The following is a 14,678-nucleotide window of genomic DNA, read 5'->3' on the forward strand; positions in this document are numbered from 1 at the left end:
GTGATTACAATTTATCAAAATGATAACAGCGTCATTTGGTTTGACGATGAATGGATTAGCGACCCAACACCGGCGATTTTTGATGCTAATTATTGGCAATCTCAAAACCGAGTCGTGGGGAGCGCTAAGGGCCGAGGAACCACGTGGTTTGTGCAACTCGAGAGTATGCAAGTCGAGGGTATACAAATTGATGGTATGCAGGCGGCGTTGCGTCATTATCGTCGAGGTGGCTTGTTTGGCAAACTCGTTAACGATCACTATTGGTTTGCGGGATGGGAACAAACGCGCAGTGCGCAAGAGTTCCATTTACTTCAACGTCTAATTGATGCTGGTGTTAATGTGCCGCGGCCAATTGCCGCAAGAGCGGTTAAATCGGGTCCTACCTACCAAGCGGATTTGTTGAGCGAACGGATCCCCAATGCCAGAGACTTGGTCAGTATCTTGCAAGAAAAGCCATTGCCAAGTGCTATGTATCAGAAAATAGGGCAAGAGATTGCCAAGATGCATAAGGCGAACGTTAACCACACGGATTTAAACATCCATAACATTCTAATTGATGACCAAGATAAAGTGTGGATCATCGATTTTGATAAGTGTCGCCAGGAAGCTTCTGGTGATTGGAAGCAAAGTAACTTAAATAGGTTAAAGCGGTCTTTTCAAAAAGAATTATTAAATAAGAAAATCCATTGGAAAGACACTGATTTTTTGCAAATTGAGCGGCAAGGTTAAGTATATCTTAGAGAGAGTAAGAGATGGTTATTGAGAAAATTCATGCTGTTTGGCTAGGTAATAGGTTGAGTGCTCTTGCCCTTGCTTGTATTGATGATTGGAATAAGTAGGGGTTTGAGTACAAGGTTTGGACTGAAGAAGACAGCCTCATTAAAAAATGGATAAATGAATGTGAATTTGCTAAAGAATGTTATGACAGAAAACTCTATGCTTTCGTTAGTGACTACCTGCGTTTAAAGGTACTACAGCACGAAGGAGGTTTGTACCTAGATACAGATGTTACTATCAGAAAAAAACCTTTTCATTTGTTTGAAGGTCAGCAGTTTGTCATAGGTTTTGCCTCAGAAAATCATGTTGGTATATCAACTATATATTCAATGCCAGATTCGGATGTATTAAATGATGTAATTTGTTTCTATGAAAATGAAATCATGCAATCTCCTCTTTTTATGGGGCCAAAGATAATGAGCAAATTTTTTTAGAAGGAAATTATAAAGGTATTAAGATTCTGCCAATTGATTATTTTCATGGATATAAAGGGAAAGGAAAAGAGCATATTCCATGTAGTGATAACTATGTTATTCATTGGGGGGAATTCAGCTGGAAAAACCCTAAAAAAGTATCATATTTGAAATCTAAGCATATGGGATTTTGGGGTAAGCTATATACAAGTCAAAAGTATTTGTTTAGGAAATGAGAGATCGTCCTAGGTGACCTCTCGCCTAGTTATTTTAAGGATTGGCGCAAGTTTTTTATGAGATTTGCGGTTTCTTCCATTACTTCTATGACATCATCAATGTGGGATAGCTTGTTAGAAATAATAGCTTTTCTGACGTCAGTAGTAGAAATGTTTTGTGTTCTACTCAAATACTTAACTTCACATAGTTCTGAGAGGTCATCAAACTTACCTTGCCAGTCATCCCCCATAGCGAAGACATCGATGTTATGTTGAATTACATCATTTCTCTTTTGCTCCCAGCTTGATTCTGGAATCACTAAATCAACATATTTACAAGCTTCAACAATGGTTTTTCTCTCTTCGTAAGAAAAAATAGACTTTTTACCTTTCTCTTCATTAAATTCATCCGTAGATACCCCTACGATAAGAAAGCAGTTCTCTTCTTTTAATCGTTTAAATAAGCGAACATGCCCAGCATGAAATAAATCATATGTTCCATATGTAATAATTCTTTTCAATTTTTAGCTCTCCAACATAGCCTTTTTAAAGTAGCGTTTTAGGTTTTTGCTACTACCTGATATGGTTGATGACTCGAACTCTATAAATGTGTAATATTTAAAATCTATAAAGTTGGTTAGTTTAGGGGTTGCCCAATCTAAGCCGTAATGGCGCTCAAAAATTGAGACAGGATCATTTGGTATGGAAATATTAAAGTTTTTATCTATTTTAAGTGCTATTTTAGGGTACTTAACTTCAAAGTATGATTCGTAAATATTAAATTTTAGACCGCCTTTAAATAATTTTTTAGGTTTGCTTTTGTTTGTTCTAAAGTTTGGGCAGCGATGTATTGAGTAATTGTCATCGTTATCAATGTAGAATAAGTCAACCTTTGCACCTTTGAAATTAAAAGATAGTTCAACAATATCAAGGTGATTGTTTACAGTTGAAATTGATGTAAGTTTAGCACCATGACTTTCGAACTTGTCTATCAAATCATGACTAAACAAAGACTTATCATTGACTGCGAAATCAAAATCATCAGCAAACTTAAACTCAGAATCTCTATAGATAGACAATAGTGTACCGAACATCGGATAGATATTAGGCTCTATATCCCTAACTAAGCAGAGTACCTCATCTGCTAGGTGCGCCTGATTTTTAGGGAGTTCGTTGTTCTTTTTTGTTTTCTTACGCTTAGATCTCAATTTTTTTACAAGAGCAAGGTTCTTCAAAAAATGCTCAATTCTTTTTAATAACATTCTACTGCTCTCTTTGAATTAAATGATATATCGTAGCTTGTATCGGTGAGTTTGTTATTTTTATTGCTGAAAGTGAAGTATTGGTCTGTCGATTTAAAAGACGAAGTACTTCTGTTTCCAACGTTTCCTTTTGAACTATGGTAACAAAACCTTGTTCAATATAGGTATCTACTATTTCTTGGAAGTTATAGTAACTTGGTCCCGACAGAACAGGAATAGATAGTGCTAATGGCTCTATTATATTATGTCCACCAACCTTATCACCAACTAAGCTACCGCCCATAAAGCAGATATCAGCAGCCCCCATCAAGAGCAACATCTCACCCATGGTATCCCCAAGGTAAACCTGATTTGATTCTGTCACCATTGATTGGCTTGTGCGACGAATGGTGTCGAACCCTTGCTTTTGGCAAAGCTCAAATACGTTGTCGAATCGTTCTGGATGCCGAGGCACAAGGATTAGAAGCGCATTCGGTTGAGACTCTAAGATTTGTTTGTGAGCTTCCAGTACCTGCTCATCTTCGCCTTTGTGGGTGCTTGCGGCAATCCAAACTGGGCGGTCGTGGCCAAGTTCAGTGCGAAGCGCTTTACCTTTTTCTTTTACTTCGTCCGAGATCTGAATATCAAACTTAATCGAGCCAGTAACAAAAAGTTTGCTCTTTTCGACGCTTAAACGCTCGAAGCGCTCGGCATCTGACTGTGCTTGACACAGCACTTTATTGATACAAGGAATTAAAAGGTTAAACAGGGGCTGCACTTTAGCGTAGTTATTACATGACTTTTCAGAAAGGCGAGCATTAACCACGTTAATCGGAATATTGGCTTTGTGAACAGCGTTGAGTGTATTTGGCCAAAGCTCAGTTTCTATAATCAACATTTGCTTTGGTTTTGTTGCTTTAAGAAAGCCTTTAACTGCAAAAGCGAAGTCTATAGGCATATATCGATGCTCAACTAAATCGCCTAATTTGGCAATTTGTTCTGCGCCAGTACTTGTCGTCGTCGTGACGAGAATCGGTTGCTCTGGTTTTTGCTTTTTCAAGGCTTTGATCAGAGGTATTGCCGCAATACTCTCACCGACCGAGACTGCATGAATCCAAATTGGTCGCTCAATCGATTCTAACTTCGGCGTAAAGCCAAAGTGCTCTTTCCAGCGTTTACCAAACTTGGGCTTGTTTGGTTTGCTTTTGTACAAACCAAACAACAAGACCGGCGAGGCAAGTGCTAACAGTAATGTATAGATAATACGAATTAACATGGGCTGACGGTAATCGCTTCAAGTTTTTGGATACTGTTAAGAACTTGCTCAGGCGATAACTCCGTCAAACACTTCAAGTGTTTAAACTGACACTCGCGTTTAAAGCATGGACGGCAGTCAATGTCGGTATGAACAATCTCGACTTTTTCTGCCAGTGGCGGCGTGTATTTCGGCGACGTGGAACCGTAGACAGCAACAACATTACAGCCAACAGCGGCTGCCACGTGCATGAGACCAGAGTCGTTTGCCACGACAGTTTGGCATGCGGCAAGCAGATCAACGGCTTCAATCAGGCTAGTTTGCCCTGCAAGAACATGAATTTTTTGCTGAAGCTCTGTAGGTACTAGATTCTTAATATTGTTACAGGTATCAAGATCTTTTTGAGAGCCGAATAGCCACACTTGCTTTCCTTGATTTGCCATAGCTGATGCGACTTCTGCATAGTGCACTTCTGGCCATTTTTTCGCAGGACCAAACTCAGCACCTGGGCACAAACCAACAATCGGGGATTCTTGGTCTAGCTTAAACTTATCGATAGTCGCACGTTGTTCTTTTTTATCAATAAACAGACTTGGGCGAGGCAGGGTCTCTAGACCACCTAAAGAAGAAGAATCGATCATCTCCGTTTGCGAATAAGCCAACGCCACATAGCGCTCAACCATGAATTGGAAAGATTTCATGTTCGGACGAATGTCGTTGAGCAGGCCATAGCGCATTTCGCCTTTCCAGCCAGTTCGAAGTGGAATGTTCGCAAACCATGGTATCAGTGCGGACTTTGCGGACTTTGGCAGAATGTAGGCGTGATCGTATTGCTTCTCGCGTAGCGATTTACCGATTTCTCTACGGCCAAGCAAGTTGAATTCACCATGCCCAATTGGCATTTCAATAGCTTGGTTAATTTCTGGCATTCGCTCAAGAATGGGTTTGCACCAACCAGGGGCAATCACATCAATTTGGCTTTCTGGATGAAGTTGCTTTAATACGATGTAGAGTGATTGTGACATCACCATATCGCCAACCCAAGAAGGGCCGATAATGAGTATTTTCATGCTTTATTCTTCCAGTACAAAAATTTAAGAACAGATTCGTAGGTTCTAAAAAATTCTGCGTAAATCTTGTTAGCTAACGTCATTTTTGACTTATCTTTTCGTTTGCTACCAATTGTCGAAGCTATCTGTGCTCTTGTGAATAAATCCGGAGCGACGCTATAGGTTTGGACGTTATGACGCCATGGCTTTTCCATGTAGTCATCTACAGGTTCAATAAACTCTTGAGCATGATTGACAAATTTAGTGGCAGCAGCCGGAGTCACAATGTAGGCCGTTGTGCCACAGGTGCCACCAGAGTAGCCACCTAAAAAATGCTCATTGTCGATAGCGACAATTGGGGTAAATTTACGTTTTTTAGTCGCAGAAAGTTTAATGTAGTCATATTTTTTTGTTAGAGGGAAAGTGCTTTGAAGGATGGTTTTCACCCCTTCAATAGGATTCACGTTATCCTCTAAAATAACGATAGGCTCATCAAGATTAACGCAGCGCATCCACAATTCATAATGGCTTGAGAAACAGGCAATTTCACTTGTTTTGAGCTGATAGCCCTTACGTTGTTGAGTTATTGTTGGACGGCATTTTTCTGAATGTAAAAATCCGTCCACAGAGCCATCGATGGCATCAAAAAATTCAAACTCGATATTTTCTTGTTTTAATTTTTTTTCAATACGTTCTCGGCGAATGATCGATCGAGCCAAACTCACGACAAATACTTTCACTACACTTTCCAGTCTCTGTTATATCTTGGTTTAAATAGATTGTAATAATTGTTGCCGTTTTCTTGAGAGTGTAAAAGCTGTAACACCCACATATATTGCTCAGGTTTAGTTTCGACAAAATATTCGATGGCTTGATTACAAGTGCGAGCATCTTGCTCTTCGCCTTGGTCTAACTCGAAGGCTGGTAGGATTTCGATATCAAATGACCCATCTTCGGTATTCATGGAAGCGAACATTGGTAACACTTTCGCGCGTGATAACTTAGCGATTTTACCTAAGCCTGGTAGCGTTGCTTTTCTTGTCGCGAAAAAATCGACAAACACACTGTGTTCTGGGCCGTGATCTTGGTCTGGTAGGTAGTAACCAATGTAGCCATCACGAATGGATTTCAAAAACGGTTTGATACCACCAGAACGTTCATAAACACGACCGCCGTACTGCACTCGCTGTTTGTGCATCAACCAGTCAGCCACTTCATTTTTCTGTTTTTTTGCCATTGCAGAGACGGGCATGCCCATTGAAGCCAGCAAAATTGCAGGAATGTCGATCGCCCAAGAATGGGGTACCATTAGGATGACGTTTTCATTGTTGTCGATGTGTTGTTGCAAAATATCAAGGCCACGGATCTGACAACGTTGCTGCAACCACGTTGGTGAACGTAAGCTAAGTAAACTAAAGCGGAAAAAGAATAGGGCAGCGGTATATAGGGTCTTCTCAATAAGGGCTTCACGCTCTGCAAACGTTTTTTCTGGGAAGCACAATTCAAAGTTCACACGAGTACGATGAGCAGGCCCCTTGTGTGATTTCGCCAGCTTTTTTGCGATGGTTTTTGCAAGCCATTGTTGAGCCCCTAAAGGCAACATCGCAAGTGGTAAAGAAAGCACGACACCTAACCATGTTCCCCAATATTTTGGCGCAAGAAAGTGACGCTCAAACTTGGGGTTATAAGCTTTAGGATCGAAGTCATTACGTTCAGTTGTCATTACAGTAATTTACAACCTTTATTGTTCAAAATTATGGTGCTCATTGCTATCTAGCCAAATGGTTATGTATTCTAGCGTAAGAGTCAATGATATCCGTAGGTAGTTATTGCTCGAGAATTTACTTCATTGCAAAGTACAAGAGTATAAATTATCCATGTTAATTAGAATGATACTTTGTGAGCAAATACAGTTTTCTTCTTAACTGTTCATAGAATCGAAAGGCTTCGATGTATAACTTGTTTGTCAAACCCAATTTGGCTTTACATTTTCGTGTATGCCCAATGGTCGAGGGTATCGCTGCACGGAATACTACGTCAGGAAAGATACTCATAATATCAATGTCATGAATCCAGACCTTTTCCATGTAGTCATCGACAGGAAAGAGTATTTCCTTGGCATGATTCACAAGTTGTGAAGCAGTTTCTGGGCGTATTAAATACCCCATAGCCCCCGTTGTGGGGCTAGCATAATCACCGAGAGCAAACGTTTCTGTTATCGCTTCTACTGTTTTAAATGGAATGCCTCGCTTGGATGCGGCTAACTTAACAAGCGCGCGAGGAGTGAATTTGGTATCTGCATCTTTCAATACCGTTACTAAAGATGCGATCTCTGGATGAATATCGACATTGTCCTCCAACACTAGTACGTCTTGTTGATGTTTGACACACCATTGCCATATGGCCATATGACTAAAAAAGCAGGCAACTTCGCCCTCTGTTAGTTGGTAGCCTTTTAAGCGGTATGTTTTAGCCGGTTTTACCTGTTCTCTTTGTGCATCTGTTAAATCCTGAGGAGATAGAGCATCAAAGAATTCGAACTCAACATTGGCAGCATTGAGCATTGCGCTAATTCGCTCTCGGCGTTCAATGGACTTCTTAAGACTTAAGACGAAGATTTTCATCACGGCACTCATTTGAATAATATAAAAGCAAACAACATAAATAGAAGCTTAGTGTACTCGCGTTACTTAAAGGTACATCGGTTAAACCTGAGACCGCATATACACTACATACCAGTAGCATAGCATCGGTACGGGGCATGAAATACCGCACGTAATGAACAACCGGAACAATCAAAAAACCGATGACGATGACGACGCCAATTAAACCATCACGAACCCAACTTGAAATGACTTGATTGTGGTAGTGATGCAGGACGGTTAAGTCTAGTCCGCCATGTTTATCAAAGCGCTCTTGTAGTAAAGGCTTGTCCTCATAGCCATGCCCAAGCAGTGGCGCAGATGGGATAAACGATAATCCTGCCTTCCATAGCTCTAGTCTAGAGTGGATACTGTAGGATTTATTTGACGTATTTTCATTGTACTCGCCCACTTGATTTAACTTGTGGCTTAGAAAAGAGTTGGATAGCACCTGAGGTGTCAGAACACTAATACTCAGAAAAAAAATGATAAGAGCGTTTTTAGGTTTCTTCTCAAAAAGGGCTTGCAAGATTAATATACTGATAGCCACAGTTAAGGCGAGTAGCGGCCCTCGAGAAGAAGCGCCAATAAACGGAAAGCTAACCAAGATGAAAGAGGTGATACCCGTTAGTTTGAAATATAATGGTGTCTGGGCGACCAAGTAAAGGCTCAAAATTGCAATGGTAGCCGTGTATGTCGCAAAGTTTATGCGGTTTAAATGCCAGATATTGTCACTGCCTAGCAGCACATAGTATAGACATGCCGATACTGCTGATAACACAACAAGTCCTGCTAGCATGTTTTTTGAAAGCTTAGGTCGTGCGAGAAAAAGCGAGCATAAAGCTATTGAAATGACAACTCGAAGCGTGCTTGAGCTAAAGTCATGATATTCTTTGCTAAAAATATAGTAAATAGAAATGATAATAAGAGCTTTGCTTATCCAATCCCAGTGAAAATGGAATTGATGGTGAGCTCGAAAATAGACAATTTGATAGATTGCGATCGAAGCTAAAGTAATGAGTATGATATCTTTGGTCGCATCGGCGTACCAAAACATCGCGGTAAAAACAAACAGAATCGGCAAGAGTGCGACTGAGCGAAGTGCGTTATTCATTTTAAAATATCTCAGGAAGGAGCGGAGTCAAAGGCCGCTCCTTTTTTTTAAGAGACTGAAACTGTAGGGCGTTCCAAAATGGTTGTAACAAACGGAATCGATAGTATTAGCTATTTTGAATCGCAAGATACTCAGCAACGCCTTCTGCAACCGTCTTAAATTCTACGTCACAGCCTGCAGCACGAAGCTTCGTCAGATCGGCTTGTGTGAACTCTTGGTACGCGCCTTTAAGGTGGTCTGGGAATGGGATGGTTTGGATTTCGCCTTTGCCGTGATGGGTGATCACCGCTTTTGCCACTTCTTCAAAGGATTCTGCTCGGCCAGTGCCGCAGTTAAAGATGCCTGATACACCGTTCTCTAGGAACCAAAGATTTACTTTAGCGACATCGCCAACGTAGACGAAATCACGTTTGAATGTTTCGCTACCAGCAAAAAGTTTTGGGTTCTCACCGGCGTTGATTTGGTTGTTCAGGTGGAATGCTACCGATGCCATGCTGCCTTTGTGATCTTCACGTGGGCCGTAGACGTTAAAGTAACGGAAACCAGTAATTTGTGACAGTTTCTCACCGTGCTCTTCGGCATCTTGGCTTAGGCGACGTACGTAGTTATCAAACTGCTGTTTTGAGTAACCATATACGTTGAGTGCCCCTTCGTATTCACGCTCTTCAACAAACGTATCGGTTTCACCGTAAGTCGCAGCAGATGAAGCGTATAGGAACGGAATTTCACGATCTAAACAGTAGTGAAGTAGCTCTTTTGAGTACTCATAGTTGTTCAGCATCATGTACTTGCCGTCCCACTCAGTGGTTGCTGAGCAAGCTCCTTCATGGAACACCGCTTCGATCGGGCCAAAATCATCACCAGCCATGATTTGGGTAAGGAAGTCGTCACGATCCATGTAATCAGTGATATCAAGATCAACTAAGTTTTTAAACTTCTTGCCATTTTTTAGGTTGTCGACAACCAGAATATCGTTAATACCTGCTTCATTTAGCGCTTTAACAATGTTGCTGCCGATCATGCCAGCACCACCAGTTACGATGATCATAAGACTTCCACCATAGATTAAAATTTTCTCAGGAATTTTAGCAAGAAACGAAAAATAGCGCTATGGATGGGGAAAGAAAGGTTTGAGGGTAAAAGAAAGGTCCTAGGATCCTAGGGCCTAATGTTTTGGATTACGGATTATGCGCAATCGTTGTCTTTGAGTTATAAGGAAGATACTTGTCATTCTGAACCGTGAGGGACGAACGTGATTCAGAATTTACTGACCGATTGTGCGGTAGTGAGATGGTTCTATTTGGTTGGGGAGCTTGCTGAGGTTAGATTCTTAGTCTCGCTTGAGCTCGCTAGAATGACGAACCTTCTCGGTTGAGAGCGCGTTAAAGTAACTGTCATTCTGAACAGTGAGGGACGAACGTGATTCAGAATCTACAGACCGAGTTTGATATCACTAAGGAGATATTCCGAAATTAAATAGTGCGCTGATAATAGATTCCGGATGCTCGCTTGAGCTCGTCCGGAATGACGCCGTTAGTTCAGTGAGTGTTTTTCTGTAAGCGCAGCGCTCGGTATTCGGTATTCCAGTCACTTTCTCAAAAGGTAATGAAATCCACAAACTTCCAGCACGCTCCACTTAGGACCTAGGATCTAAAACCTAGGCCCTAAAATCTAGGATCTTTAAAAAACAAAAAGGGAGCCGAAGCCCCCTAATCGATTTTACTATTTTACTTCCGAACGGTTTGGTCTTTGTAACCAAGGATTACGTTCGTCCGTCAATTTAATGAGATCATACTTTCTATTTAGCTTTTGGCCGCCATCACGAGTGATCGGTTGCCAAGAAAAGTTTGCTCTATTATTACTTGGTTTCACGGTCATGATATCGTATGGGATTGAAATATAGAGACCTTTAGTAAAGCTACCTTCACCAAATTCATCAGCAGTTAAATTTGTAAACGAAGCATAAGCACCAGCTATTACGCCACTATCAAATTGTTTAGCTACGTTTAACTGAGTACCAACGTCACCACCTAGGAACTGCCCCACATCGACCTGAATCATCAAATTGGATAGGAAATCCCATTGCGGGTAGTAGTACGCAGAAACGAAACCTGTAAATCCTTTATCGATGACTTGGAAAGGATCTCCGTATTCTGGAACATATTGCCACTTTTCATCGTAAACACCAAAGTAGCTTTGCGGATCACGTTGAGAAATCAAGTTAACATCCGCACCAATTGCCCAGTTAGCGCCTTGAGGTCGGTACAAAAATTCCGTACCGACACCAGCAAACATGCTTTCCAAGTAACCCGCATAGAACTGCTGGTCCATGGTATCCGAGTATTCTTGGAACCAAGTCAATTGTAGGTTTTGCATGGTTACAGGGTATTCGTCTCGATATGCTCTAAACATAGTACGCACGCGAGGGATTGTGGTGCCATCAGGCGGAGTAACGTAGTTAAATTTGTCGTAGTTATTGTACCAATCCCAGTAAAGCGCACCTCCTACTTCTAGTTGGTCTGTTAGCCAGTAAGAGGCTTCTCCCTTAAGACCGACACTAAAGAAATAAAATGTTTCAGCGGCCCCTAGTGTTTGTACTAGCTGTGGAGAAAAGCCGTAGTCAAAACGCTTAAAACCATCGTATGTCAATTCGCTTTGAGGAGTGTCGTTCGATGTAGAAACCGCGTCTTCAATTTTTGGCTCGATGTAGTTTACTTGCGCAAAATCTCGATACTTGTCTTTTGAAATAATCGCTTGGTCGCTGATCAAACCGCCATTTCGTTCATTGATGGTAAAAGTGTTTACGCTTTCAGGCATTTGATTGTAGAGTACCGCCGCGGCTTTTTCGTGTGCTTCGTTACGATCACGGTATTTCTTCTGTGTACCAATAATCGAGACCGTCTCGTTTTCTACGTAAATTTGCGTATTCTCGTAGCCAGCGATTTTATCGAGCTCTTCGGTAACTCGCTGCCAATCCACATCAGACAGTTGATCCGGTTGTTGATCGCCTACTTCAGGTGTTGGAGTATCTCGCCAGAACGATGGCATCTTATTAAAATTAGTGTACAAGTTCACGCCCGCCACTAAGATATCGCCACGCTCATAGCTGACGCGCAGATCCGCCATATGGCCTAAGCGGTACAGCACACCAAAGTTCCACGGTGTGTGTGGAGTCATGTCGACTTTACCACGAGTTACTGGATAGTCTTCGCTGTAATCATTACTGTCGTATTCGAGCTTAAAGCGCAGTGGCGCATGCAGCGTTTGGTATTCCACCCCGCCAAATAGCGCCGATGGGCCTTTAAACCAGCGCTCAAAATCGACATTGCCGCCGTTACCTTTAAAATCAGAAGGGCGCTCACAGTACTTGTCTGATAGTTTGCAAGCGGGGTTACTGATGTTGTCACGGGTGCCTAGGTAGCCCCAGCCCATGCCCAGCGTAAAATCGAAGCTGCCTACGTTCGGGTTAGAGTAGCGCTTGGTTGCTGCAACAAATTCGCCATCAAACAGGCCCGTACCGGCAAAGTCGCGGATACCGACCGATAATTCTGGCAGGTATTGGGATTCTTCTAACAAGCGAATTTTAAAATCGATGCCTTTATCGGTGAATTTGGTATCACCGGAAAAGCTTGGGTCTTCACTATAGAGAACATCATTCACCCTAGTGTAGCGAATTGTGGTTTCTAGCCAAGGTAATACTTGTAGCGTTACGTTGTAGAATAGGTATTCATCACTGCCGGTCAAAGCAAAGTTGAATTCACCTTCTGACGCCATGCGGCCAGTTGGCATTTGCATTAAGCCCACACCGCCAAAGTCCATCTGTGATGGTTGCAAAGGTGGTGCTTCAAAAGGCATTTCTTGAGCCCAAACGAGTACCGGGCCCATTAATGAAAGGGTTAAACTGGTTCTAATTAGCGTCATAGTGGCGTCTTCGAAGGCATTGGCTTAAGTTGAGTCAGTAGCTTGATGATATTTTGATCCATTTCTGATTCTTCTAGTGACTCGAAAGGGATGTACACCATGGTGAGTGGTGGCAAGTAATATTGCGTGTTTAGCCAAGCGCCATGGTGTGGTTGCACCACATTACCATCAGGGTAGATCAGCACAGGGGGCTGAGAAAGTTCACCGATTCGAGACGCTAAATTATCAAGTTGTTGTTGCAGTGGAATGCCCGCTTGTGAACTGACCGCAAAGACATTGTCTAGATTGCCAAGATAGCGAACCTGCTCATCACGCGTTGCCGCTGCCAAGGACAATTGGCCTCGCAGGAGTGGGTTATCAAATTTATCAAGGCGGACTTGGTCAATATCGACAGCAGACAACACTCGCGGTGCAAACTGTTGGTGCTGGATGAACGTATACAAAGGATGCGCAGCTAAGTTGTACTGAATCATCTGATTCAATACGGTGTTTTTTAGCGCCGTGGTCTCTTGCTTTGCGTGTTCTGACTCATCAAACAATGTGGTGCCGAGTGGGTATTGCAGCACCATTTTCTGCGCTTGTGCCAGTTTGAGCACGTCTTCTAAGCGCACCGGTTGCTCCGATTGCAATTGCTTGCCTGTGCCCAATAACTCCATCTGGAGTGAATCAGGGGTTTTTACTGATGATTGAGCGAAGCTTGTGCTGGCAAACAGGGATAGTGTTAAAAGGGCGGAAAGTCGTTTGCTCATGATTTGCTGTACCCTTGCAAAATGGTTAGCTCAATGGGCACCATGTTTGGCCCAAGGTGTTGCAAGGTTTTGATGACTTGCCCTTGGTTATCGACCCAATAAACGTTGTCGACACTTTGCGATAAGGTCGGAAAGTGAACCGATTCACGGTAGACATTGGTCTGAGTGGTAGAGATTGGCGTATTGACCGGCTCTGTGCCTTGATAAGTGCGCGTTACCTTCGCCGGAAAACCGTAGCGGTATTGTTCACGCCAATCGTAAGAGAGAGGGTACTCGATTTGACTCGGTGTATAAGCCGGCACGCTGCCGTACACACCCGCTAAATTATTCTTCTGTAAGCCAATCGTTTTTACGATATGGCCGTTTTCTGTCACCACCATCGCCTTGTCTGCACTGACCCATTTTAGTTGGGTTTTACCGGTTAACGGGTTTTGCTCGGCAAAGGCGAGAACAACAAAGACTTGTTTTTGGTCGCCGATTTTTAAATAGGCGCTGGCGTAAGGGACGGCTTTAATTTCTTCTGCGGTGAGTTCTACATCGACGTAGTTACTGTAAGCTTCTTGTGCTGTTGCAGAAACATCGTTGAATTTTTGGGTACAACCGAAAATCAGGCTTAATGCGGGCAGGGCAACGAGCAGCTGCATCCACGTTCGTGGTCGAAAGGTAGTCATTATTCCCTCTTACAAATAAAATCGCCCTGAATTAATCAGGGCGACATAATAAACGTGAGTTTACTTATTTTTTAACGCTAGTAGTAGTCGTTGTTGTAGAGTCGCTATCTGACGCTGCTACTGCAATTACTGTTACTGCTGCTGCCGCACCGATTGCTACTGCTGTTGTACCTGATGCAGATGCTGCTGCTGTACCAGTTGTACCTGTTTCAGTTGCTGCGAACGCCGTTGATGCGCTTAGCGCCATAAGAATAGCTAGAGCTGTGTTTTTCATTATTAATCCTTGTATTTCTAATTTTAAAACATCGATGTTTGATGCACTTATGGTGCACCATTGATTATTTTAGTTAAAAAACAACCAGCATGTAAACAGTTTCTTATAAGGAATACAGGTTCTGGGGTTAAAAGAAAGGGCCTAGGAACTAATGTCACGGATTACGGATTACGCTTAAATTTTGTCTCTGAGCTATTAAGGAAAATACTTGTCATTCTGAACCGTGAGGAACGAACGTGATTCAGGACCTACTATCCGATTTTGCGGTAGTGAGATGGCTCTATTTGGTTGGGGAGCTTGCTGAGGTTAGATTCTTAGTCTCGCTTGAGCTCGCTAGAATGACGAACCTTCTCGGTT

General features: G+C 42.4%; 15 protein-coding genes. 2 read left to right on the forward strand and 13 right to left on the reverse strand.

All coding sequences use genetic code 11. The features are described from left to right. Entirely contained in the window at positions 1–729 is a 729-nt protein-coding gene (locus AK965_RS08590; protein WP_099079217.1) for a 3-deoxy-D-manno-octulosonic acid kinase, read from the forward strand. A gap of 161 nt (positions 730–890) precedes the next feature. Then, positions 891–1,211, forward strand: a complete 321-nt coding sequence (locus tag AK965_RS20675) for a glycosyltransferase (protein ID WP_301182226.1) — start codon at positions 891–893, stop codon at positions 1,209–1,211. A gap of 244 nt (positions 1,212–1,455) precedes the next feature. Here the strand turns inward: AK965_RS20675 and tagD are convergent, their stop codons facing one another. From tagD to AK965_RS08660, 13 genes are all read right to left on the reverse strand, one after another. Next, positions 1,456–1,926 carry a glycerol-3-phosphate cytidylyltransferase gene (gene tagD, locus AK965_RS08600; RefSeq protein ID WP_099079218.1) on the reverse strand — a complete coding sequence of 157 codons (471 nt, stop codon included), beginning with the start codon at positions 1,924–1,926 and terminating at the stop codon, positions 1,456–1,458. A 3-nt stretch (positions 1,927–1,929) separates the two neighbouring features. After that, entirely contained in the window at positions 1,930–2,667 is a 738-nt protein-coding gene (locus AK965_RS08605) for a hypothetical protein (protein WP_099079219.1), read from the reverse strand. Position 2,668: 1 nt separating this feature from the next. Continuing rightward, complete coding sequence (gene waaA, locus AK965_RS08610; RefSeq protein WP_099079220.1) at positions 2,669–3,922, reverse strand: lipid IV(A) 3-deoxy-D-manno-octulosonic acid transferase; 1,254 nt, start codon at positions 3,920–3,922, stop codon at positions 2,669–2,671. Further along, positions 3,916–4,971 carry a lipopolysaccharide heptosyltransferase II gene (waaF, locus tag AK965_RS08615; protein ID WP_099079221.1) on the reverse strand — a complete coding sequence of 352 codons (1,056 nt, stop codon included), beginning with the start codon at positions 4,969–4,971 and terminating at the stop codon, positions 3,916–3,918. The genes waaA and waaF overlap by 7 nt, the downstream gene beginning before the upstream one ends. Beyond that, positions 4,968–5,690: a glycosyltransferase family 25 protein gene (locus tag AK965_RS08620; RefSeq protein ID WP_099079222.1), complete on the reverse strand. Its 723-nt coding sequence runs from the start codon at positions 5,688–5,690 to the stop codon at positions 4,968–4,970. Before AK965_RS08620 ends, waaF begins: the two co-directional genes overlap by 4 nt. Continuing rightward, the gene (gene lpxM, locus AK965_RS08625; protein ID WP_099079223.1) at positions 5,690–6,673 is read right to left on the reverse strand and encodes a lauroyl-Kdo(2)-lipid IV(A) myristoyltransferase; all 984 of its coding nucleotides are present in this window, start codon (positions 6,671–6,673) and stop codon (positions 5,690–5,692) included. Before lpxM ends, AK965_RS08620 begins: the two co-directional genes overlap by 1 nt. 157 nt (positions 6,674–6,830) lie before the next feature. Then, positions 6,831–7,574, reverse strand: coding sequence for a glycosyltransferase family 25 protein (locus tag AK965_RS08630; RefSeq protein WP_172438112.1), 744 nt, complete (start codon positions 7,572–7,574; stop codon positions 6,831–6,833). After that, positions 7,549–8,706: an O-antigen ligase gene (locus tag AK965_RS08635; RefSeq protein WP_099079225.1), complete on the reverse strand. Its 1,158-nt coding sequence runs from the start codon at positions 8,704–8,706 to the stop codon at positions 7,549–7,551. Before AK965_RS08635 ends, AK965_RS08630 begins: the two co-directional genes overlap by 26 nt. Positions 8,707–8,812: 106 nt before the next feature. Continuing rightward, the gene (gene rfaD / locus AK965_RS08640; protein ID WP_099079226.1) at positions 8,813–9,754 is read right to left on the reverse strand and encodes an ADP-glyceromanno-heptose 6-epimerase; all 942 of its coding nucleotides are present in this window, start codon (positions 9,752–9,754) and stop codon (positions 8,813–8,815) included. A gap of 674 nt (positions 9,755–10,428) precedes the next feature. Beyond that, positions 10,429–12,627, reverse strand: a complete 2,199-nt coding sequence (locus AK965_RS08645; RefSeq protein ID WP_099079227.1) for a YjbH domain-containing protein — start codon at positions 12,625–12,627, stop codon at positions 10,429–10,431. Continuing rightward, positions 12,624–13,376, reverse strand: a complete 753-nt coding sequence (locus AK965_RS08650; protein WP_099079228.1) for a capsule biosynthesis GfcC family protein — start codon at positions 13,374–13,376, stop codon at positions 12,624–12,626. Before AK965_RS08650 ends, AK965_RS08645 begins: the two co-directional genes overlap by 4 nt. Then, on the reverse strand, positions 13,373–14,047 hold the full coding sequence (locus AK965_RS08655) for a YjbF family lipoprotein (RefSeq protein ID WP_099079229.1): 675 nt from the start codon (positions 14,045–14,047) through the stop codon (positions 13,373–13,375). Before AK965_RS08655 ends, AK965_RS08650 begins: the two co-directional genes overlap by 4 nt. A 64-nt stretch (positions 14,048–14,111) precedes the next feature. Then, positions 14,112–14,321, reverse strand: a complete 210-nt coding sequence (locus AK965_RS08660) for a hypothetical protein (RefSeq protein ID WP_099079230.1) — start codon at positions 14,319–14,321, stop codon at positions 14,112–14,114. Positions 14,322–14,678: the final 357 nt, after the last annotated feature.

This window comes from Vibrio sp. PID17_43 (genome assembly GCF_002608565.1).
Lineage (GTDB): Bacteria > Pseudomonadota > Gammaproteobacteria > Enterobacterales > Vibrionaceae > Vibrio.